General features: G+C 68.4%; 15 protein-coding genes. 7 read left to right on the top strand and 8 right to left on the bottom strand.

All coding sequences use genetic code 11. From position 1 onward, the window contains the following. Window positions 1–301: 301 nt before the first annotated feature. The 3 genes from rpiA to KOR34_RS25470 all read right to left on the bottom strand — a co-directional run bounded on the left by rpiA (window position 302) and on the right by KOR34_RS25470 (window position 3088). Window positions 302–982 (bottom strand): ribose-5-phosphate isomerase RpiA, encoded by a 681-nt coding sequence (gene rpiA, locus KOR34_RS25480; RefSeq protein WP_146568970.1) that lies wholly within the window; start codon window positions 980–982, stop codon window positions 302–304. Between the two features lie 107 nt (window positions 983–1089). Beyond that, a complete protein-coding gene (locus KOR34_RS25475) occupies window positions 1090–2139 on the bottom strand; it encodes a bile acid:sodium symporter family protein (protein WP_146568969.1) in 1050 nt (349 codons plus the stop codon). 124 nt (window positions 2140–2263) lie between these two features. Next, window positions 2264–3088: a DUF480 domain-containing protein gene (locus KOR34_RS25470; protein WP_146568968.1), complete on the bottom strand. Its 825-nt coding sequence runs from the start codon at window positions 3086–3088 to the stop codon at window positions 2264–2266. Between the two features lie 175 nt (window positions 3089–3263). On the opposite strand from KOR34_RS25470, the gene KOR34_RS25465 reads away from it, so the two are divergent. Next, window positions 3264–5600 carry a PSD1 and planctomycete cytochrome C domain-containing protein gene (locus KOR34_RS25465; protein ID WP_197531744.1) on the top strand — a complete coding sequence of 779 codons (2337 nt, stop codon included), beginning with the start codon at window positions 3264–3266 and terminating at the stop codon, window positions 5598–5600. Between the two features lie 22 nt (window positions 5601–5622). Next, window positions 5623–7044, top strand: coding sequence for a DUF1501 domain-containing protein (locus KOR34_RS25460; RefSeq protein WP_146568966.1), 1422 nt, complete (start codon window positions 5623–5625; stop codon window positions 7042–7044). A gap of 369 nt (window positions 7045–7413) precedes the next feature. On the opposite strand, the gene KOR34_RS25455 is transcribed toward KOR34_RS25460, so the two are convergent. Further along, on the bottom strand, window positions 7414–9711 hold the full coding sequence (locus KOR34_RS25455; protein ID WP_146568965.1) for a VIT domain-containing protein: 2298 nt from the start codon (window positions 9709–9711) through the stop codon (window positions 7414–7416). 291 nt (window positions 9712–10002) lie between these two features. Between KOR34_RS25455 and KOR34_RS25450 the strand changes: the two genes are divergently transcribed. From KOR34_RS25450 to KOR34_RS25440, 3 genes are all read left to right on the top strand, one after another. Beyond that, window positions 10003–10935, top strand: a complete 933-nt coding sequence (locus KOR34_RS25450; RefSeq protein ID WP_146568964.1) for a hypothetical protein — start codon at window positions 10003–10005, stop codon at window positions 10933–10935. A gap of 306 nt (window positions 10936–11241) precedes the next feature. After that, the gene (locus KOR34_RS25445; protein ID WP_146568963.1) at window positions 11242–12960 is read left to right on the top strand and encodes a hypothetical protein; all 1719 of its coding nucleotides are present in this window, start codon (window positions 11242–11244) and stop codon (window positions 12958–12960) included. Window positions 12961–13174: 214 nt separating this feature from the next. Next, window positions 13175–14749: a glycoside hydrolase family 43 protein gene (locus KOR34_RS25440; RefSeq protein ID WP_146568962.1), complete on the top strand. Its 1575-nt coding sequence runs from the start codon at window positions 13175–13177 to the stop codon at window positions 14747–14749. 39 nt (window positions 14750–14788) lie between these two features. Here the strand turns inward: KOR34_RS25440 and KOR34_RS25435 are convergent, their stop codons facing one another. Continuing rightward, window positions 14789–16000, bottom strand: a complete 1212-nt coding sequence (locus KOR34_RS25435; protein WP_146568961.1) for a PEP-CTERM sorting domain-containing protein — start codon at window positions 15998–16000, stop codon at window positions 14789–14791. A 264-nt stretch (window positions 16001–16264) separates the two neighbouring features. Between KOR34_RS25435 and KOR34_RS25430 the strand changes: the two genes are divergently transcribed. Together KOR34_RS25430 and KOR34_RS25425 are read left to right on the top strand one after the other, a co-directional pair. Next, a complete protein-coding gene (locus KOR34_RS25430) occupies window positions 16265–16981 on the top strand; it encodes a TerC family protein (RefSeq protein WP_146568960.1) in 717 nt (238 codons plus the stop codon). A gap of 73 nt (window positions 16982–17054) precedes the next feature. Next, entirely contained in the window at window positions 17055–18437 is a 1383-nt protein-coding gene (locus KOR34_RS25425; protein ID WP_197531742.1) for a glycoside hydrolase family 71/99-like protein, read from the top strand. Here KOR34_RS25425 and KOR34_RS25420 read toward each other — a convergent pair. From KOR34_RS25420 to KOR34_RS25415, 3 genes are all read right to left on the bottom strand, one after another. Then, window positions 18413–19420: a hypothetical protein gene (locus tag KOR34_RS25420; RefSeq protein WP_261342704.1), complete on the bottom strand. Its 1008-nt coding sequence runs from the start codon at window positions 19418–19420 to the stop codon at window positions 18413–18415. The genes KOR34_RS25425 and KOR34_RS25420 overlap by 25 nt on opposite strands. A gap of 14 nt (window positions 19421–19434) precedes the next feature. Continuing rightward, window positions 19435–20484 carry a hypothetical protein gene (locus KOR34_RS27260; protein WP_228714767.1) on the bottom strand — a complete coding sequence of 350 codons (1050 nt, stop codon included), beginning with the start codon at window positions 20482–20484 and terminating at the stop codon, window positions 19435–19437. A gap of 278 nt (window positions 20485–20762) precedes the next feature. Beyond that, on the bottom strand, window positions 20763–22220 hold the full coding sequence (locus KOR34_RS25415; RefSeq protein WP_146568958.1) for a family 16 glycoside hydrolase: 1458 nt from the start codon (window positions 22218–22220) through the stop codon (window positions 20763–20765). Window positions 22221–22412 lie beyond the last annotated feature (192 nt).

Below are 22412 nucleotides of genomic sequence, written 5' to 3'. Positions count from 1 at the left end.
GCTGAGGGAGCGTGAACTTCTTCGGGGCACGGTGATGCCAGTAACGACGCACCGTCCGACGACCCAGCTCGTGGGCGGCAAGCAGCAACGCGATGGGAGACTTCGTCGTTCGCACCCACACCGTACGGAAACAACACTACCTACAGTTTAGCTAGCAACGATAAGATTTCTACAGAGCTACTTTTGTCCCTAAGGATCGATAGCGCCAAAGGGGACAAAAGTCGGTCGGTCTACGATCGACCCGAGCCCGTAGGGAGCTCGAAATGCGCCGCGAACCTCCGAGCGATGCATTTCATGCACCCTACGCCTTCACAAACCGCTGCACATCCCCCCCCACGCCCATCAGCACCTCGTCGGCCAGGCCGATGAACAGGCCGTGCTCGACCACGCCGGGGATGACGAGCTGTTCGGCGAGCTGTTTTGGGTCGGCGACCGTATCGACCCGCAGGTCGACGATCAGGTTGTTCTCGTCGGTGATGTAGGGGGCGCCGGCGTCGGTCTGGCGGACCACCGGGTTGAGCTTCAGCTCTTCCAGGCGGTGCAGCACGGTTTGCACGCCGAACGGGATCACCTCGACCGGGATCGGGAAGCCGCCGAGCGGATTGGCGTGCTTGGTCGAGTCGGCGATCACCACAAACCGTTTGGACGCGGCCGCGACAATCTTCTCCCTCAGCAGCGCGCCGCCGCCGCCCTTGATCAGCTCCAGCTGGTCGTTGAAGCGGTCGGCGCCGTCGATCGTGGTGTCGAGCACCGGGTACTCGTCGAGCGTGGTGAGCGGGATGCCGAGTTCGCGCGCCAGCTCCTCCGACGCGACCGAGGTCGGGATGCCGATAATGTCCAGACCCTGCTCGACCGCGGCGCCGATCTCACGGATCGCGAGCGCGGAAGTCGAGCCGCTGCCGAGGCCCACAATCATGCCGTCGGCCAGCTGCTTAACGGCGGCCTGGGCGGCTAGTAGTTTTTCACTCGCAAGTTCGGACATCGATTCGCTACGGCGTGCGTGTCGGTTTGAGTCAAGTAGTCGGCTGCGAGCATAGCCGACCCGGGCGGGAAAAGGCAGCCAGGGCCCCCGCGTCTCCTGGAGGCGGCTCACACTTCCGCTTCCAGGCCGTACCGCTTGCTCACGATCCCCGCGATCAGGTGCTGGATCGGCGTGGTGAGGATGATCATCAGGCCCGCGTCCTTGTAGCCGGCCAGCACGGTGGTGGCCAGGCCGAGCGCGAGGCCGGTGTGCTTCATCGACAGCGCGAACTTGAGCGCCAGGCGGTCGCGGTCGTCGCAGCGGAGCCAGTGGGTCAGCAGCTGCGCGGCCAGCAGCCCGGCCAGGCAGATGGCCGCGGCGCCGCACACCGCCGCGACGATCAGCGCCACGCCGGGCTGGTCGCCGTTGCCCTCGCCATGGGGGAACACCTCGGGCAGCACCAGCGATCCGTTCAGGTAATTGAGCCCCAGAATCGAAACCGACGTGCTCAGGTGCAGCAGCGGGCGGAGCGGCCGCACGCGGTCCTCGCCGGCGAACCGGCGGACCGACAGGCCCAGCAAGGTTGGCGCGAGCACCCAGACGATGAACGTCACGCCGGAGAACTTGCCGATCACCTCGTCGACGCTGTCGACCTCGGCCGCGGAGAGCGACATCCCCAGCAGCCGGATCATGGCAGGCGTGACGACCGAACTGAGCACGATCGACAGCACCACCAGCGCCAGCGCCCAGCCGAGCGCGCCGCCCGACTGCTGCGTCCAGCCGGCCGACGAGTTGGCCACCGGCATCGCGGCCACCAGGATCATCCCCAGCAGCAGCCCCCCGCCCCCGTTCGGCGCGCCGGACAGGGTGAACAGCAGACTGGCGATCACCACCACGACCGCCGGCGCGCACCACACCGCGGTCAGCGAGATCAGCATGTCGCGCGGACGGCGGAGCACGCCGCGCAGCTCCTCGAGGTTGACCTCCAGCGCCGCGTTCAGCAGCAGCACGGCCACCAGCAGCATGGGCAGCCGGATGGCCGCCGCCGCGGGCAGGCCCTCGTCCCAACTCAGCCCGGCCGCGTAGACGCCGGGTCCGGGCCGCAGGTACGCGACCAGGTAGGTCGGCAGCAGCAGCCACAGGAAGTGGCGTCGGATTCGCTCGGCGAGTTCCGCCATCGGCGCTGCGGGCGTGGTGGGTGGGGTCGGCTGCGGCGTTCAGCCGAGGCAGCGCCCGGCCAAAGCCCCATCATAGCACGGGGCCGGCGGCCGCACGATGCGGCGCTGAACGGCCGCGGTGTGGTCAGCCGGTGAGTTGCCGCAGCACGTCCTCGAGTTCGGAACGCAGGTCCGCGACCTCCGACTTGTACTCCTCGCGGAGCTCGGCGAGCTCGCCGCGGAGCTGCTCGATCTGGTCCCGCAGGTCCGAATCGTCCGCCGTCCGCGGCGCCGGCGCCGGCGGGTCCTCGCGGAAGCCGGGCTGCATCACCTCCGGCGCGGCGGAGGGCGCCTCGTTGGGCCGCACAGAAGTGGGCGGCGGCGTTGGCGGCGCCGGCTGCACGACAGGCTGCGACGGCAGGCCGCCGCCGTGCTCGCGCTGCACCTTCTCCAGCTCCTGCGGCTGGTACAGGTTGTGGGTCACCACGGCGCCGCGGCCGGGAGGGGTGAGGTAGACCATCAGACCACGCTCGACCAGCGCATTGACGATGGGCTGCAGGTCGCCCTGGGTCTTGATCGGCTCCATGCGGGACGCGCGGGCGCGGAGCTCGCCGAGCGTCTGGGCGCCGCGCAGCAGCAGCTCGGCCATCACGGCCAGCTCGACCTTGTCCACGCCCAGCCACTCGTACGCGTGGTGGCGGAACTTCTCGGTGCGGCCGTCGCCCTGCAGGCGGGTCACGGCGCCCTGCTTCTGCAGGCTCTCCACCGCGTCCTCGATGTGGTGCTCCTCGAGCTCCATCGACGGGAAGCGGTTGCTCTTCTGGTTGCTGCCGGTGCGCAGCGCGTTGAGCGTCAGCGGGTAGGCGGACGGCGTGGTCTTAGCTTTCTCGACCAGCACGCCCAGCACACGGCGCTCGTTCCGCTCCAGCGGTTTCCACTTGGGGCCCTCGCCCGGGTCGACTGCCTGCATCCTGTTGCTCGCTGTAGTGGTTGCGTGACAAGCCTGCAATCGTAGTGGCCGCCGCTGGCAGCAGCAAGGTTGGCTCGATCCAGGGCGCCAACCGCCCGCGGCGGGCGTTCAATGGCCGCGGCGGATGGGTACAATGGATGGACCTTCTCGCCCACCGTCCCTGCCCTCGTCCGCCGTGCTGAAGCCCCTGCTCACAACGTTGGCCTGCGTGCTGTTCGCGCACCCGGTGTGGGCGGACTGGGACTTCAACCGCCAGGTCCGGCCGATCCTTTCCGACAAATGCTTCGCGTGCCACGGGCCGGATTCGGCGCACCGTGCGGCCGGCCTGCGGCTCGACATCGAAGAGGCGGCCAAGGCCGACCTCAGGGGTCGGCGGGCCATCGACCACGCGGCCCCTGCGAAGAGCGAGGTGCTCGCCCGCATCGAATCGGGCGACCCGCACCTGATGATGCCGCCGCCCGACTCTCACAAGGAACTCACCCCGACCGAGAAGCAGACGCTGCGCGAATGGATCGCCGCGGGCGCTCCCTACTCGCCGCCGTGGGCGTACGTGCCGCCGAGGTGGACGGAGCCGCCGACGCTTGACCACGGCGCCACCTCCGCGAACTGGATCGACAACTTTGTGCTGGATCGCCTCCGCCGCGAAGGCCTCACGCCGGCGCCGCCTGCCGACCCGGTGACGCTCGCCCGCCGGCTGGCGTTCGACCTAACCGGGCTGCCGCCGGCGCAGGCGGTCGTGGACGCGTTCGCCGCCGACCCGTCGGACGGCGCCTACGAGCGGATGGTCGACCGGTTCCTCGCGTCGCCGCGGTTCGGCGAACGAATGGCGATCCACTGGCTCGACCTCGTCCGCTACGCCGACACGGTTGGCTACCACGGCGACCAGGAGCAGACCGTGTGGCCGTACCGCGACTACGTGATCCACTCCCTGAACTCCAACAAGCCGTTCTCCGACTTCACGGTCGAGCAGCTCGCCGGCGACCTACTGCCCGACGCCGACACAGATGACCGTATCGCGTCGGGCTACAACCGGCTGCTGCAGACCTCGCACGAGGGGGGCGTGCAGCTGAAGGAGTACCGTGCGATCTACCTGGCTGACCGCGTGCGGAACGTGTCGCAGGTCTGGATGGCGGCCACCATGGGCTGCAGCCAGTGCCACGACCACAAGTTCGACCCGCTATCGATTGACGAGTTCTACGCACTCGGCGCGTTCTTCGCCGACATCGACGATGAGGAGCACCTCCGCGACCAGTACGCGGCGGCCAACAACCGCAACCCGACGCTCCGCGCGCCGGAGCTGCCCGTGCAGAGCGTCTACCAGCGGCAGCGGCTCGCGGAGCTTGAGCTGTTGATCGCGGAGATCGAGTCGGCCGGCGAGCCGGTCGACGAGTTGACCGCTAAGCATGAACGCCTCGCCCAGACCGTCAGCATGCCGATCGCCGCCGCAACCGCGCCGCGCGAGGTGCGGGTGCTGCCGCGGGGGGACTGGCAGGACGAATCCGGCCCGGTCGTACGGCCGGCGGCGCCGGCTGCGCTCGGCTGGACGGCCGGGGACGGCCAGGCCACGCGGCTCGACCTGGCCCGCTGGCTGGTCGACGCCGACGACGGCGCCGGCCTGCTGACCGCGCGGGTGATGGCCAACCGCTACTGGGCCCTGCTGTGGGGCGAGGGTCTGGCGCCGGTGCAGGATGACTTCGGCGGCCAGGGCCGCCCACCCACGCACCCGAAGCTGCTCGACAACCTGGCGGTGGAGTTCGTCCGCTCCGGGTGGGACGTCAAGCACCTGATGAAGCAGATCGTGACGAGCCAGGCGTACCGGCAGTCGTCGGTCGCGCCGGATGAGCTGCTCGAACGCGACCCGGGCAACGCGCTGCTCGCGCGGCAGGGACGGTTCCGGCTGCCGGCCGAGATGATCCGCGACGCCGCGCTCGACGCCAGCGGCCTGCTGGTCCATGAACTCGGCGGGCCGAGCGTTCGGCCGTATCAGCCGGTCGACTACTACCAGCACCTCAACTTCCCCACCCGCCGGTACCACGCCGACAAGGACAACAACCAGTGGCGGCGGGGCGTGTACGTGCACTGGCAGCGGCAGTTCCTGCACCCAATGCTCAAGGCGTTTGACGCCCCCACCCGCGAGGAGTGCACCGCCCGCCGGGCCCGTTCCAACACGCCGCTCGCGACGCTCACCCTGCTCAACGACCCGACCTTTGTCGAGGCCGCCCGGGTGATGGCGGCCGAGGTGGTCGCCGCCCACGCGACGCCCGACGCGCGGGTCGATGAGATCTTCCGCCGCGCGGTCTCACGGCCAGCAGACGACCTAGAACGCCAGGCGGTGCTATCGCTCGTAAGCGCGCAGCACCACCACTACGCCGACCACACCGACGAGGCCGCTAAGCTGCTCGGCGTCGGCCTGCACGACCGCCCATCACACGCCGACCAAGCAGAGCTGGCCGCCTGGACCTTCGCGTGCCGCCTGGCGTTGAACCTGGGCGAAGCCACCACTCGGAATTAGCAACCATCGCCTACCAGCATTCATGCTAGCCAACCTCCTCAACCGAAGAACCTTCCTCCGCGACTCGGGCGTCGGGCTGGGGTCGGTTGCGCTCGCGGGGATGCTGGCCCGCGAGACCCAGGCGTCCGGCGCGTCGCGTCTGGGCGGGCTGCCGGCGCTGCCGCACTTTGCACCGAAGGCGAAGCGGGTGATCTTCCTGTGCATGGCGGGCGGGCCGTCGCACCTGGAGTCGTTCGACAACAAGCCCCGCCTCACTGAGATCAGCGGCCAGCCGATTCCCGAGTCGGTCACCGCCGGGCAGCCGATCGCGCAGCTACAGGGCGCCGAGCTGACCGCCCAGGGCGCGATGACCCGGTTCCGCCGCTACGGCGAGTGCGGCCTGGAGGTCAGCGACTTCTTCCCGCACACCGCCAAGCTGGCCGACGATATCGCCGTGATCAAGTCGATGGTCACCGAGCAGATCAACCACGACCCGGCCCACACGTTCATGAACACGGGATCGGCGATCAGCGGCCGGCCGTCGATGGGGTCGTGGATCAACTACGGGCTGGGGAGCGAGTGCGACAACCTGCCCGGCTTTGTTGTGCTGATGAGCCACTCGGGCCGCAGCCCACAGCCCATCAGCTCGCGGCAGTGGTCGGCCGGCTTCCTGCCGGGGCGTTATCAGGGCGTGCCGCTCAACGCCACCGGCGACGTGGTGCACTACGTGGGCAACCCGCCGGGCGTGGACCGCGCGTCGCAGCGAAGGCTGATCGACCAGATCACCCGCCTGGACGCGCACCGCAACCGGCAGACAGCCAACCCGGCGATCGACTCGCGCATTGCCGCCTACGAGCTGGCGTTCCGGATGCAGGCCTCGGTGCCCGCATTGGCCGACTGCTCGGACGAGCCGGCCAGCATCCTGCAGAAGTACGGCGCCACGCCGGGCGACGGCAGCTTCGCCTCGAACTGCTTGCTGGCCCGCCGGCTGGCGGAGCGCGGCGTGCGGTTCATCCAGCTCTACCACAAGGGGTGGGACCACCACGGCGGGCTGCTGAAGCACATGACCACCAGCGCCGGCTCGACCGACCGCGCCTGCTGGGCCCTGGTCGATGACCTCAAGCAGCGGGGCCTGCTGGACGACACGCTCGTCATCTGGGGGGGCGAATTCGGCCGCACGCCGATGGTGCAGCGCAAGAGCGAGGGCATCGGCCGCGACCACCACATCAAGGGCTTCACCATGTGGCTGGCCGGCGGCGGCGTGAAGCCGGGCGTCAGCTACGGCGCCACCGACGACCTCGGCTACCACGCGACCGAGAACCCCGTGCACGTCCGCGACCTGCACGCCACGATGCTCGCGCTGCTGGGCGTCGACCACAACCGCCTGACGGTCAAGCACCAGGGGCTCGACCTGAAGCTGACCGGCGTGGAGCCGGCGCGGGTGGTGCGTGAGGTGCTGGCGTGAGCAGGCCTTCGGACCATCCGCCGGCGCCTACACCGCCCTTGCAAGACAGCCTGTCAGTACTGCTGCACAGCGTCCTTTTTGGAAGTGCGTCCTACCTGGCGCTACTGGTCGGCGCGCCGTTCCTTCGGTTCCTTGCCCCCCTGACGCTCCGTTACACGTACGCCTTCCTGACGTTCCCTCACTACGTGCTCGGCATAGTTCCAACAACAATCCACCCCGCCTTCAACTTTATCCCAGGGTTACTCCTCAATATCACCGTCTGGTTTGGGCTGCTCTGTATCTGGAAATTGTGGTGGTTTGAGTCGGGCCGCTGACGCGCGAGCTCCCCTCTCGTCATCTACTCGTGGCAAGCGGCCCCCCTGCATCCACTCACCACGAGTACACCCGCCCGCCGATCTTCACGATCACCGGCTCCTCGATCGCCAGGTACTGAACCACGTGGCGGCCGTTGTTGGCGGCCAGGTCGAAGTAGTCGCGGCCGTACCGCTCGACGTGTTGGGCGTTCTGCTCCTCCTCTTCGGTCACGGACGAGTCGACCCAGTTGCCGTTCCGCAGGAAGAAAGTCTTGCGGCCGACCTGCCGGATGTTGGCCGCCATCTGGGAGCTGTCCTGACGGGCGTCGTAGTAGAACGCGTTGCCGCGGGTGCGGCCCAGCTGCCGGCGGGAGAGTTCCGCCGGGGCGAGGTCGGCCGCCGCGCCGCCGCGTCCCCCGAAGCCGCCGAACCGGCTGCTCCGCGCCGGCCCAGCGGCTGGGGCGTTGAGCAGCTGCTGCTTGGCGCCACGCTGGTTGAAGCCGAACTCGCCGCCCGCCTCGGCCAGCGACTCCGTCGCCTCCAGGGCGTGCCGCCGGTTGCTGGCGTCCGCGTTCGGGTTGGCGTTCTCGTCGGCCAGGAACGACGTGTACTGCGTGACGATGCCGTGGCGGGTGGCCAGGTCGACCAGCTCTTTGATCAGCTCGGAGTTCTTGCCGCTCAGATCAATCTCGTCGATGATCTCACCGACCCGGCGGGTGGCCCACAGGCGGGCGACGAAGGCGTTGGTGTCGTCGCTGCTGCTGTCGACCAACTCGGCGGGGAAGTCGTGCGACTGCTCCGCTCCCCGCACGGCGCCGCTCAGCGTCACCTTGGCCGCGCCGGGCTTTCGGTAGCGGCCCACGATCACGGTCTGGTCGCCGGCGAACAGGTCGAACGCGCCGCGGGGGTACAGCCGATTGACCACCGGCCCGTCCTCGGGCTGGGCGCCCTCGACGTCGAAGGTGACCGACACGTCGGTCATGACCGGCGCCCCGATGCGGTTGTACAGCTTGCTGACGGTGGCCTCGATGTCCTCGTCCGGGCGGACGTACTCGGTGGCGCCGAAGTGCTCGCGCGCCAGGCGGTCGAGCAGGCGGCTGTTGACGTCGTACCCTACCCCAAACGGGAACACCCGGGCGCGGACGTTGTTCGACGACTTGCTCGCCGCGACAATGGCCGACTCGCCGGTCTGGCCCGAGGTCGGCAGGCCGTCGGTCAAGAACAGCACGTAGGTCGGCCGGCCGGAGTCCTGCAGCATGCCGAGCGCCCGCTTCAGCGCGCCGTCGATGTTGGTGCTGCCGCCGGCGTACAGGCCGTCGACGAAGCCGATCGCCGCGCGGCGGGTTTCGTCGGTGTAGCGCTGCAGCTCCGGGCGGAAGGACTCGACGTTGCTGTCGTAGGCGACGATGTTGAAGGTGTCGTCCTCGTTGAGGTTGTTGAGCACAAACTTCAGCGCTCCCTTGGCCTGATCCATCTTCTTGCCGGCCATGCTGCCGGAGCGGTCCATTACGAACAGCACGCTCTTGGGCAACGGCTTGCGGTCCTCCGACTTGATCTCCGGGCTGGCGAGCAGCACGAAGTAGCCCGGCTCGCCGGAGTCGGGCCGGTAGGAGATGACGCTTGCGCCCACGCCGGACCCGCCGGTGTCGTACAGCACACGGAGGTCGGCGGCCGGCAGCTCGTCGGTCGCCTGGTAGCTGACCACCGCGTGCCCCTTGTCAGAGCGTTCGATCTTTACGTCGTGCGTGGGCGAGTAGACGCTGGCAATCGGCGCCGAGGAGGCGATCGCCACCCGCACACTCAGCTTCTCCAGCGGCTTGCTGGTGTACTTGGCGGTGCTTAGCGGCAGCAGAAAGTCGGTCAGCCCCTGGCTATTGCGGCAGAACTGCGAGTAGCGGAGCGTCACGGTCCGCTCGCCCTGCGGCGGCACCGGGAAGACGCTGGTCTTGTACATGCCCGTGCCCAGCCACTCGAGCAGCGCCGGGTCCTTGTTGCTGCGGACGATCGCCTCGTACTTGGCGCGGGCCTCGTCGGCGGGCAGCAGCTTGCCCTGGAACTCCTTGCCGTCGACCAGCAACGTGAGGTCCCTCACCGCGCCGTCGTAGGGCAGCGGGAACACGAACGAGACCTCCATCTGGCGGCTGCTGTCGTTCTTGAAAGTCTGAGAAACCTGCACCTCGGCCACCTGGTCCTTGAGCGTCGCGTTGACGTCGATCGTCCGCACGCGGTAGCTCCCCTGCTCCGGCGTCGGGCGCGGCACGGGCCGGGGCAGCCAGTGGTGGTGACGCTCGTCGATCAGCAGGCCCTGCGCCGGCGCCAGCTGAACGAAGAGAAGCAGGGCAAACAGGGGAAACAGCGGGTGGCGGGCGGGCATGGCGATCAACTCGACCGAGGGGGTTCTGAAAAGGTCCTGGGGGTCTTCACCCACTCTGACGCCGGACGGCCTGCGGTAGTTCCCGGGCTCTCAACAACCCAGGCCCCCTATCCGACCCGGGCGGGCGAAATCGGCCTTGCTGCGCGGGGTCGAATCCCGGACCATCCGCCGCCCCCTGCTCCCGAACAGGCCTTCACGCGGCGTCCCTGCCGCGCGAAGGGCGGTCGGACGGCGATTGCCCACGCGTCCTGCGCGGGTCAGCCGTCCGTGAATCCATAGGAATCGTCCGCGTTGCGCCGAATTATTCTCGCCATCCTGATCGCTACGGCGGGCTGCCACCGCTGGGACCTGCAGCCCGGCAAGACGATTGCGCCGCCGGAACAGACCTCCGCCGGCTACCCCCCGTACGCGGAGGGCCCCTGCTACATCGAGGGCTGCTACGACCCGTGCAACCCGTGCTTCGACCCGTCGGTCTGCGTGCCGGGGTACGGCGGCGAGTATGTGATCATGGAGCCGGGCGCGGCGTACGTGATGCCCGGCCAGGCCGCCCCCGCAGCGCCGTCGGCGCCGCCTCCATCGTTTGCCGCGCCGATGGCGCCGCTCGCCCCGCCGCGCGTCGACGAGCCGGGCTGGTTCGACGTGCTGCCCAACGGCCCGGCCGCCATCAGCCCCGACTTCGGGTTGCCGTCGGCGCCGGTGGTGGAGAACGCCCTGCCCAACCCAATGGTGATCCGGGTCGTGAACAGCGAGCTGGCATGGGACCAGATGGCCGACGTGGTGAGCTCCTATTTCCCGATCGCGCGCGAGCAGCCGGTGCAGCTCAACGACGGCGTGCTGACCGAGGGCTACCTGCAGACCGCCCCGCGGGCCGGGGCGACTATCTTCGAGCCATTCCGCAAGGACGTGGCGGGGTCGTACAACCGCTGGGAGAGCACGCTGCAGTCGATCCGCCGCCACTGCTACATCCGCGTCACGCCGACCGCGAACGGCTGGGCGGTCGAGCCGCAGGTGTTCAAGGAGCTGGAGGACGTCCCCCGCCCCGAGTACGCGTCAGCCGGCGATTCGTCGGTGCGTTACGACAACTCGCTGCCCACCGACCGGCGGGCCGAGCTCGTCCAGACACGCGACACGGGCGCATGGATCCCGCTGGGCCGGGACCAGCCGCTGGAGCAGAAGATGCTCCGCGAGATCTACGAGCGGCTGACCGGCGCGCCAATCGAATAGCGGCGCGCGACGATCGAACAGCCTGCGCGCGTCCCCGTCACCCTGCCGGCATGCCACCCGCCGGCGCCGCTGCCACGTTCCACCACGGTCTGCCGGCGCGGCGGCCGACCTGTCGGGGCTCCAACCGGCCGCGAGCCCTACCCAGCGGTAATCTCGTCCGATTCGCCAAAAATCTGCCGACTGGCGCGCTCTTCGCACCTTTGATCCTGCAACTTCACTCGCAGCGGGCCGCCCCTCAGCGCTGCAACGCGTCTTCCTCTCGGCGGCCCCACACCCGCAAGAAGATTCAACGAAGGAGAACAAAGCATGAAGATTACGCTCTGGAGGAGCATGGCGATCGCTAGCATGGGGTTCCTGCCACTCGCGATGGCGTCGCCCGCTAACGCCGCATCCAACGACCGCGGCCAGGCAGCCGGTGACGACCAGCACTGGACCGAGAGTTCGCCGTATTACGAGCAGGACGCGTGGTACGACGTCACTGAGTGGTTTGACGGCAACGACTTCCACCCGACGAACGAGAGCTGGTCGGACACCGACGACTACGCCAACCGCGAAGCAGACGACGCGTACGCTTCGCGCGGTGACAACGGCTACGGGTACGACAACCGCTACAGCGAAGACAACTGGTTCTACGACTACTACGATGGTCAGTTCTTCACCTACGACGACCTGAGCAACGACCGCATCTACCAGTCGGCGGCGATCTACTCCGACTACGACAACGATGGCTACTACGACGCCGTGCTCACCAGCTACGACTGGGACGGCGATGGCGTCTACGAGGGCGGCGAGCTCTACACGCTCAACCCCGCCGGCGAGCAGAACGGGCGCCAGACCCGCCAGGGTCAGCAGGCTAAGGATTCCCGTCAGCAGCGCCTGACCGGTACCGTGCAGAAAACGAAGAAGGCCAGCGTCAGCGACGCCAAGCACCTGGTCGCCATGATCAGGACTGACGGCGGCCGCCAGGCGGTCGTGGACCTGGGCCCCGCCCAGCACATGCAGAACGCCGACCTGACCGAGGGCGACGAGATTGCCTGTGCCGGCCCGGCGTGCAAAGTGGGTGAGAAGCGTGTCGTGATGGCCGACTGGGTCAAGCTGCAGAGCAGCGACTCCAAGATGAAGGTCAACCGCGACGCGACCTCACTCAAGGGGAAGGTGGCCGACACGAAGAAGGCGAACATTCGCGGCGAGGAGCGGATGATGGTGATCCTCAAGACCGACGCCGGCAAGAAGTGCCTGTGCGACCTGGGCCCGGCCGACGAGCTTGACGCCACCATCGAGCAGGGCGACCAACTCAAGGTGAACGGCGTGCCCGCCAAAGCCGGCGACCGCAAGGTGGTGTTAGCTCAGTCCGTGACGATCGACGGTGACAAGACCAAGATCGACCGCACTTCCAGTCAGATGACCCGCAACCAGCGGAGCGGCGATCAAACCCAGTCGGGGCAGGCGTCTGCCCGCGTGCAGGGTGAAGTGCAGTCGACCCGCCAGATTAAAGTTCGCGGCGAGCAGCGTCGGGTGGCGTTCGTCAATGACTCGCAGCACGGCCGCGTGCTGATCGACCTGGGCGCGGCAGACAGCTCACGGGTCAGCCTGCAGCAGGGCGACCGCGTCACAGCCCACGGCATCACTGCCCGCAGCCGCGACGGCGGCAAGGTGCTGCTGGCCCGCAAGCTGCAGCACAACGGTCAGACCACCAAGATTGACGACCGCCAGCAGCGTGCCAAGCTGACCGACGCCAGCGAGGTTTCTGGCAAGGTGCAGAAGCTTCAGACCGTGAGCATCAATGACTCGCATCGGAAGCTGGCCCACGTGAAGACCGACAACGGTCAGACGGCCGTGATCGACCTCGGCTCGCCCAAACAGGCGGCCGCGTCCATCGCCAAGGGCGACACCATTACTGCCGAGGGCGTGCCGGTGAAGGTTCATGACAGCACGATCCTGGTCGCGTTTGAGGTCTCGCCGGAGAACGGCGACTCGTTCAAGGTCGACCGCGGCATCGGCGGCCAGCAGGCCAGCCGACGGTAGTCGCCGCCGCTAGTGGAGAAGGATTAAGCTAAGAATCGCAACGCTGGTCGGCCCCGCGCCGGCCAGCGTTTTCTGCTGCGCGATCTCAGCAGGCTTCCTGCTTGTGTCGCCCCCACGATCAACTTCGTGCGCCGTGGGCCTGTAGGTCTGTTATTCTAGTAGGTCTCGTCCGAGAGCATCCTTCAGAATTCAATCAGCTGTTTGGCCCGACTCCATGCACCTCACCTACTCCAGATCAGTCCTCCTTCTGCTCACTGTCGTTCACGCAGCCCCCGCGACAGAGCCTGCAGGCCACGCGCAGAATCCTATCATCTGGGCCGACGTGCCGGACATGGCGATCCTCCGCGTCGGCGACGCGTACTACATGAGCAGCACGACGATGCACATGTCGCCCGGCGTGCCGATCATGAAGTCGCACGATTTGGTCGACTGGAAGCTCGTCGGCTATGCGTACGACACGCTCGATGACGTCGACGCGCTAAACCTGGAGGACGGCAAGAGCGCCTACGGGGCTGGGTCGTGGGCCAGCAGCCTCCGCCTGCACGACGGCGTCTACTACCTGGCGACCTTCTCCGGCACCACTGGCAAGACGTACGTCTACACGACCCGCGACATCGAGAAGGGGCCGTGGAAGAAGTCGTCGTTCCGGCCGATGCTGCACGACAACTCGCTGTTCTTCGACGACGACGGCCGCGTCTACATGATCCACGCCGGCGGCGACATCCGCCTGATCGAGCTCACTCCCGACGCGTCCGCGATCAAGCCGGGGGGCGTCGACCGGGTGATCATCCCCAACGCCAGCGCGGTGGCGGGCGGCAGGGTTGGGCTGCGGGCCGAGGGGTCGCAGATGATCAAGCACAACGGCCGCTACTACCTGTTCAACATCACTTGGCCGCGGGGCGATATGCGCACCCAGATCGTGCACCGCGCCGACAAGATCACCGGCCCCTACGAGGGACGCGTCGCGCTGCACGACCAGGGCGTCGCGCAGGGCACGATTGTCGACACGCCCGAGGGCGACTGGTACGCGTTCATCTTCCAGGACCACGGCGCGGTGGGGCGCACGCCCTGGCTGGTCCCGGTCCGGTGGATGGACGGCTGGCCCATCCACGGCGTCGACGGCAAGGCGCCGCGCACGCTCGACCTGCCCGCCGACCCGGACGGCCTGACGGGCATTGTCGACTCGGACGAGTTTGACCGCTCGACCGGTGACCCGCCGCTGCCGCTCGCCTGGCAGTGGAACCACAACCCGGTGGAAAACCTCTGGTCGCTCACCGAGCGTCCCGGCTGGCTGCGTCTGACATCCGGCCGCGTTGACAGCGGCCTGGTAGACACGCGCAACACGCTCACCCAGCGGACGTTCGGGCCCGAGTGCTCGGCCACGGTCGCGCTGGACGCGTCCGGCATGGCGGACGGCGACTCCGCCGGGCTCGCCCTGCTGCAGCGGAAGTACGGCTGGGTGGGCGTGCAAGTGGAGGGCGATGCGAAGTCGATCGTCGCGGTCGCGGCCGAGGACGACCAGCCACGGGTGCTCGCCCGCCTGCCGCTGGATCAGCCGGTGGTCTACCTGAGGGCGTCGTGCGACTTCAAGGACCGCGCCGACAAGGGCGACTTCGCCTACAGCCTGGACGGAGAGTCTTGGGAAAGCATCGGCGCCCCGCTGTCCATGGAGTACACGCTGCCGCACTTCATGGGCTACCGCTTCGCGTTGTTCAACTTCGCGACCAAGTCGCCGGGCGGGCACGCCGACTTCGGCTACTTCCGCGTTAGCGACAGCATCGATAATTAGCGCCGACCGCAAGGTCGCAAGCCTCGGTGGCCGTGGCGGCTACGCGTCGCGCCGCCGCACGCCAAGGGCAAGACCGCCCACCGCCAGCAACACCGCCGCGGCGGGCTCGGGCACGACGGCGATCTCCAGCGCGTCGATGTTCGACTGGTTCTGGAACGGGAACGAGGCCATCCCGCTCGGCAGGCCCAGGTCCGCGGCGAACGCGTACACGGCAAACGACCCGGAGAAGTCCGTGAAGAACACGTCACCGGCCGAAATCCCTAGCGAAGCCAGCGCGCCGAGCGTCTCGGACCCCGGCGCGAGGCTGAACAGCGCGTAGTCGCGGCCGGCTTCCGCCCCCGGACCGCCACTGGTGGCGCCCCCCACCAATCCGGCGTCGAACATCACAAGGGCGTCGATCGAGTCGGTATTCCTGCCGTTGAGGTCGAGCCCCATGCTCAGCGCCGACGCGTAAGGAATCGGCGAGGTGCCGGGCGTGAGCGCCGCGGTGTCGAAGATGTCCGCCGCGGAGGCGCCTACCGTGATCGCCTCGCTTGGGGCGATCGCGAAGTAGCTGTGCTGCGAGTAGACCGCGCCGGGCGAGCCGGCCGGCGTCGTCGCGGACCGGCGGTCGTAGGCGTCCACATTGTCGTGGGTGCCCTGGCCCACGGGACCGGCGCCTGCGCCGGCCGGAACCACCGCGCCGCCGGACAGAAGCCCGAAGGCCGACTCGTCGATCAGCAGCTTGTTCGAGCCTCCCTTGCCGGCGCTCGCCAGCGGGCCCGCGTACGAGCCGACGCCAAGCGTGCCGACAAACACCGCGGGGTTGATAAACGCCGACGACGACCGGTAGATGTCCCCCGCCTGCTGCGACAGGGCCGCCTGTGCGGCCGACGCCGATCCGGCCGCGCCGGTGCTGATGCGGTCGATGCTGAAGTCCAGCTTCATGTTCGCGGACGCCGGCAGCCGCCGCAGAAAGTGATTCGTGGAGAACGCGTCGATCGTGTTGCCGTTGGGCGTGTGGGCAGCGCCGGCCACCGACCCCGTGTACATCGCGCCGTCAAGGAACGGCGACCCTAGCGACGGCGATGGCGCCAACGGCCCCGCCGGCACCAGGTCAAACTCGTCCTCGGCGCCATCGCCCACCGACCCAGCTAGAGACGGCGCCGAATCCAAGCTGAAGGAGTCCGCCCAAGATCTCGCGGATGGGATCGAAAGCAGGACGATGAGTAGCGCGACCGCTGCGCAGCGACGCCCCGGTTGCCTGATCATTAGACGCTCTCCAGAAGAGTCACACGCCGCCGGCGCGAACGACCGGCCGCCGAAGAGGGTTTCCGCCTTGCACTCGCCCGCCACGGTAAACGACCATCTACCGGCGGGCAATCAGCAAACGCGGCCCGGCGAGGAAAAAAACTCGCGCCGCAGGGCGGGTCCGCTCGCCGCGGGCGCGCCCCGCGCTATCATTGCAGAGCCGTCCGGCGCTAGCACAGGGCGGCAGCGTCCTCACACCATTCACCCTCGATCCCCCAAGCCCGGATGCCCGATTTCATCGCCACGCTGCTCCTGCTCATCGCCCTGGAACTGGTGCTGGGCGTCGACAACATTGTGGTGATCTCGATCATCGTGTCGAAGCTGCCGGCCGAAGCCCGCCGGCGGGCGAGGATCATCGGGCTCGGGCTGGCGCTCGTGGCCCGGCTGATCATGGTCGCCGGCTTCTCGTGGGTGCTGTCGCTGACCGACCCGGTGCTGCTGCGCATGTCGGTGCGGGACCTGATCCTGCTGGGCGGCGGCGCGTTTTTGATGTGGAAGGCGGTCCGCGAGATCCACTTCACCGTCGAACTCATCGAGGAGGAGCCGGTCGAGCGGGCCAGCCCTCGCAAGGAGATGGCGTCGGCGATCGCGATGATCATCGTGCTGGACATGGTGTTCGCGCTCGACTCGGTGATCACGGCGGTCGGCCTGACCGACCACCTGCTGACCATCGCGCTGGCGGTGATCTTGTCGTTCGTGGTGCTGCTGTTCGCCGCGGGCCCGGTGGGCGAGTTCGTGATCCAGAACCCGACGTTCAAGATCCTTGCGCTGTCGTTCCTCATCACCATCGGCATCGTGCTGATGCTCGAGGCGTTCCACCACGAGGTGCCCAAGGCGTACATCTACCTGCCGATGGGGTTCGCCACGTTCGTGCAGCTGCTGCAGTGGCGGCTGCTGAAGAACAAGGCCCGCCAGCGGGGCGACGAGGCCGGGGGGATTTAGCACGCAGAGCGTGGTTGAGCGCGGTAGAATAATCGCCTGCTCATCCCTCCCCTCCCCCACTCCCCGCCCGCCGATGCGATTCTCAGCCATCTGCTTGTCCTGCCTGCTGCTCTTCATGGGCGGCGCACCGCTCTCCGCCGCAGACCCCGACGACGCCTTCCGCATGACCCCGGGCGTGTCCCGCGGGGAGGTGCTGCGGCGGACGCTCGCCCCGTTCGCCGGGCCGAGCAACCATGGCGTGGACCCTACGACGCTCACCGGTAAGGTGATGTGCGGCTACCAGGGCTGGTTCACCTGCCCGGGCGACGGCGCCGGCCGCGGTTGGCATCACTGGGGGCGGGGCGGCCGGTTTGAGCCCGGCGCCTGCTCGATCGACCTGTGGCCCGACGTGTCGGAGCTGCCGTCCGACCTGCGGTACGACACGCCCTTTAAGCTGCCCTCCGGAGAGCCCGCCCAGGTCTACAGCCCGCTGGACGCCGCGACGGTCGACCTGCACTTCCAGTGGATGGCCGACCACGGCATCGACGGCGTCTTTGTGCAGCGGTTCGGCGTCGAGGTCCGCGGCGCGGCGGGCCTTCACCACTTCAACCGCGTGCTTTCCAACTGCCGCGCCGGCGCCAACCGCCACGGCCGCGCGTGGGCCGTGATGTACGACCTGTCCGGGCTCCCCGAGGGCGGGACGCAAACCGTCATCGACGACTGGAAGCAGCTGGTGGACCGCGCCCGCATTGCGCACGACCCGGCCGACCAGGCGTACCTACGCCACAACGGCAAGCCGGTGGTGGCGGTGTGGGGCGTGGGCTTCAACGACAACCGCCGCTACACCCTGGAGGAGTGCGCCCGGCTGATCGACTTCCTCGCGAACGACCCCGAGTACGGTGGAGCGTGCGTGATGCTGGGCGTGCCGACCTACTGGCGGACGCTCAGCCGCGACTGCCTGCCCGACGAGCGGCTGCACGACATCCTGCGATCGGCCGACATTGTCAGCCCCTGGATGGTCGGCCGGTTCCGCACCCCGGAGGAGGCGGAACGCATCGCCGCAGAGGTCTGGCGGCCCGACCTCCAGTGGTGCCGCGAGCAGCGGCTCGACTACCTGCCGGTCGTGTTCCCGGGTTTCAGCTGGCACAACATGCGCCCGGACACGCCGCTGGGCGCGACGCCCCGGCTCGGCGGACGGTTCCTGTGGGAACAGTTCCGCCAGCTGCGCCTGGCCGGCGCCACGATGGTCTACCAGGCGATGTTCGACGAGGTCGACGAGGCGACCGCCATCTTCAAGTGCACCAACCAACCGCCGGAGGGCGAGTCCCGCTTCCTCGATTACGAGGGCCTGCCATCGGACCACTACCTGTGGCTGGTGGGTCAGGGCGGCCGGCTGATCCGCGGCGAGATCCCCCCCACGCCGGGCCTGCCGCCGCGCGAGGCTGCGCAGCCTCACTCGCCGAACTCGAACGACTGACGCGCCGCCTGCGCGCGGACCGCCTCGACGATCGCGTCGTCCAGCGTGGCGCCGCCGTTGTCGGCCAGCTTGGCGCGCTCGTCGGCGACAAACTTGGCCCGCTCCGCGGCCAGCTTCTTGATCTTGGCCTGCACGTCCTGCCGCTGCTTGCTCAGCTCGGCGATCCGGCCGCCCAGCTCCTTGGCGGATAGTCCGCGGAGTTCCTCGGGCAGCTCTTCCTGCTCGATCTTTGACAGGTCGACCTTCTTCTCGCTGACCGCGTCAACCAGGTCCCAGGCGGCGTTGTTGTACAGCCGGCCCGCCTTCGCCACCGCGCGGCTCGCGGCCGCGGCGGGGGCGGCCGCCAGCGCGTTGGCGTCCTGCGCCCGCTGCCGCCCGAGGGCCTCCTCGCGGGCCGGGGCCGCGCCGTACGCGCGGTACGTGGCGTTGAGTCGCGTGTTCAATTCGGCCAGCTGCTGGTCCTGCGGCGCGGCGATGTGCGGCTGCTTGCTGTTGTGGTCGATGTGCATGTAGCTGCCGTCGGCCAGCTTGGCCCCGTCGGCCCACATGCCCGATACGCCCTGCTCGTAGCCGCCGCAGTGGATGGTGCTGACGGTGATGTTCTTGTTGGCCGCCGCGTGGCACGCCTGGTGGTAGTCGACCGGGCCCTGCGTGAAGGGCTCGTTTCCGGCGATGAAGATCGAGCGCAGCGCAGGCCCCTCGCCGCTCCACTCCAGCTCGTCCACCGCCCGGGCGATCACCTGGCCGCAGTGCTCGCTGCCGCCGCTGGTGGTCAGCGCGAACAGCTCCTCGGAGATCTTATCCAGGTCACGTGTGAGCGGCGTGACCTGACGGATGTAGCCCGAATCGTTCGACAGCCGGCTGTTGCCGTACTCGTACAGCGCGACGTACACGTCGGCGTGCTGGCCGTTGCGTTTGGCGGTTTCGAACTCGCCCACGATCTTCCACAGCTTGGTCTGCGCCTGGTTGATCAGGCCGCTCATGCTGCTGCTGGTGTCTAGCAGCAGCGCCAGCTCGATGCGTGGGCGGGGCGCGGGCTTTGTTTCGTCCTGCGCAGCGTAGGCCAACGGCTGGGCGGACAGGGTGAACGCCGCCAGCAGCGGCAGCAGAGTGCGAGTTGCCATGGGACCGTTCCGCGGGTCGGGATTAGGGGAATCAGCAGGCCAACGGCCTGCCCAGGTGCTCTCTTCCTTCCGACGCGGCCCGCCCGCGATTGGTTCCCTGACAACAGAAAAAGGGCGCCGCCCCCATGTGGGAGGCGGCGCCCCGCCAGCGCGGCGGCGCCCAGCGCCAGCAGACCGGCCGCGGCGGGCTCGGGGACCGGCAGGGTCCCGCCGGAGATCGCGAACACCGCCATCCGGTTGCCCCCGGTGTTGGTGATGGTCACCGACGCCAGCAGCTTGGCCTGGTCGGCAGCGCCGAGGACGAACAGCGACTCGTTGATGCCGATCCGGTCGTCCTCGCCGTAGAACAGGCGGGTGTAGCCCTCCTCGCTCTTGTTGGCCGACCGACCGCCCACCACCAGCGCCTTGTCCGGGCTAGTGTTGAACCAGTCGGTCCCGATCCCCGTGCCCGAGGCGACCGTAAACATCGCGGTGGACGCGTCGTCGAACGTCAGCAGGACGTCGGCGGTCTTGGCGCCGAACCCCGACGCGCCGTACAGGGCGATCGCCTCGTACGCGGCGGGCGTGTCGAGGGTGAGCGTGCCGGAGGCCCCACCGTCGAGCGCCACAACGTTGTTCGCGCTGAAGTCCTGCAGCACAAAGGTGCCCGTGCCGGTCAGGCTGTTCTGCACGCCGGCGGTCAGCCCCTGGTAGGTCTGCAGGTCGCCATCGGGGTTGGTGTACTCCCCGGCCTCGACCCAGGTCCAGTTCTCGAACTGGTCCAGGCCGCCGTCCATCGTGCCGGTCACGGCCGTGTCGTACGGCGCATCGCCGTTGAGGATGAAGTCGTGCGTGTAGCCGGTGGCGGCGATCGGCGTCAGCTCGGCCTGCACGGGGCCGGCCAGGAGCGCCGCGGCCAACACGGCGGGGGTGAAGACTCTCATGAAACTAGTCTCTCTGCATTCAAAGGGTGACGATTCATGGATGGGTTCCTGCCGCCTTCAGGGACACCTCCGGAACAAGCATCAGACGCGAAGCGAGGGCCCCGGCCAGCGCGCACCGCCGACGCAAAGCTCCGACGCGCGGCGTCGGAGCAGGAGCCGGGGTGCAGTCAACGGGGGGACGCGGAGGGGGGCCGTTCAGAAACGACCGGTTGGAGGGACGCCTGCGGGAAGGAGCCCGGCGGTCGGTCCGCCACGACCGCCGGGCGATGGGTCTCTTGCTACTCGGTAATCGGTCGGATCTTGACATTGCGGAACGACACCACGCCGTGGTCGCCCTGCAGCGCGACCATCCCCTTGGCGGGCTTGGCGAACAGCGGCATGCTGGCGAACTTGCTCGCCGCGACCCGTTCCTTGAACTCGTCGCTGCCGAGCTGGTACTCCAGGTACTTCACGCCGTTGATCTCGTGCACGCACCCGTCTGGCGCGATCAGCAGCCGCACCTGGTTCCACTGCCCGGCCGGCAGCGTGGAGTCGATCGGGTGGTCGGTGTCGGGGTCGGTGGGCGGCTGGTACAGCGCGTACAGCCAGCCGCAGCGGGTGGGGTCGTGGGCCTCCATGTTGTCCTCGAGCTGGAACTCGGGGCCGGTGGCCCAGGCGGCGCCGCCCTCGTTCGTGACGTGGAACATGATGCCGCTGTTTCCGCCCTGCGAGATGTTGTACTCCAGCTTCAGTTCGAACCACTCGTACGAGTCGTCGGTGCAGAGGTCGCCGGCGTTGCGGGGGTCGGCGCAGACCAGCTTGCCGTCCTTCACCTGCCAGCCCGGCATCACCTCGTCACGCTTGAAGCTGTGCCAACCCTCGGTGTCGGCGCCGTTGAACAGCAGCTTCCAGCCCTCGGATTTCTCTTCGTCGGTGAGCTGGTTGACATTTTCTGGAGCGTCCGTGCCGGCGGGCTGCTCGTCGGCGCCGGCCTGCAGCGACTCCTTCCAGGCGGCGGCCAGCTCGTCGAGCGGCTTGCCGGTGTACTCCTCCCAGAACTCGACCGTGTACTCGCCGTTGCGGATTCGGGCGTTGAGCTTGGGCACCAGGCTCTGGCCGTAGCTGTTGCAGACCCAGTTGATGAAGTTCGCGCTGGTGCGGTAGCTGGCGTCGTGCCGGGCGCGGTCCGCGCGGTCGGCGGTGATCAACGCACCGCCCGACTCGGGCTCGTACAGGAACCAGCGGATGTAGTCGGGGATGCCCTCGACCAGCCAGCCCGGCTTGCTGCCGCGGCGTCCACGGCCGTACTGCTGCACCACGTGCACCAGCTCGTGGACCAGCGACCCCTTGGCCTCGCCCTCCAGGTTGCGCTTATACCAGTTGCCGTTGCCGCGCACCTGGTTGCCGAACGCGTACGCAACGCCTTCGATGTCGTCGCTGATCTTGATCTCCACCTCCTGCGGCGGATCGTAGTCCTTGCTCGGCAGCATGTGCACGATGGTCGGGTACCACTCCTGAAGCACCGGCGCCAGTTCCTGCTTGGCCCAGGTGGAGAGCTCCGGCGAGCCGGACGTGTCGATCGAGATGCGGTACTTGCCCCCCTCGGCGGTCACCTCGACCAGGTGCTCGGCGGCGACCTCCTCGGTGGTCGCGTCGGGCGTCGCGGCGTGGACGCCTGCCTGCGAGGTGATCATCGCGGCGGCGGCGATCCACAAGAACCAAGACGGAGACATCAACGTGCGGAATCGGGTGATCATGCGTGCCTGTGTGGGTGTCACTGGGTTTCCTGCAGATCCGCGGCAGAACGGACCGCCAGGGGCGGTCGGGGCGCGGAGCGGCGGCCGGAATGGGCTCGGGCAGCGCCGCCAGGAATCAGAAAAAACGTGCCGCAAGCCCACACCTAATACCGCTTCGCGGGCATTGGTTACATCGAGACCACCCTCCGCGCT

This window comes from Posidoniimonas corsicana, from assembly GCF_007859765.1.
GTDB lineage: Bacteria > Planctomycetota > Planctomycetia > Pirellulales > Lacipirellulaceae > Posidoniimonas > Posidoniimonas corsicana.
This window is presented reverse-complemented; position numbering and strand designations above follow the sequence as displayed.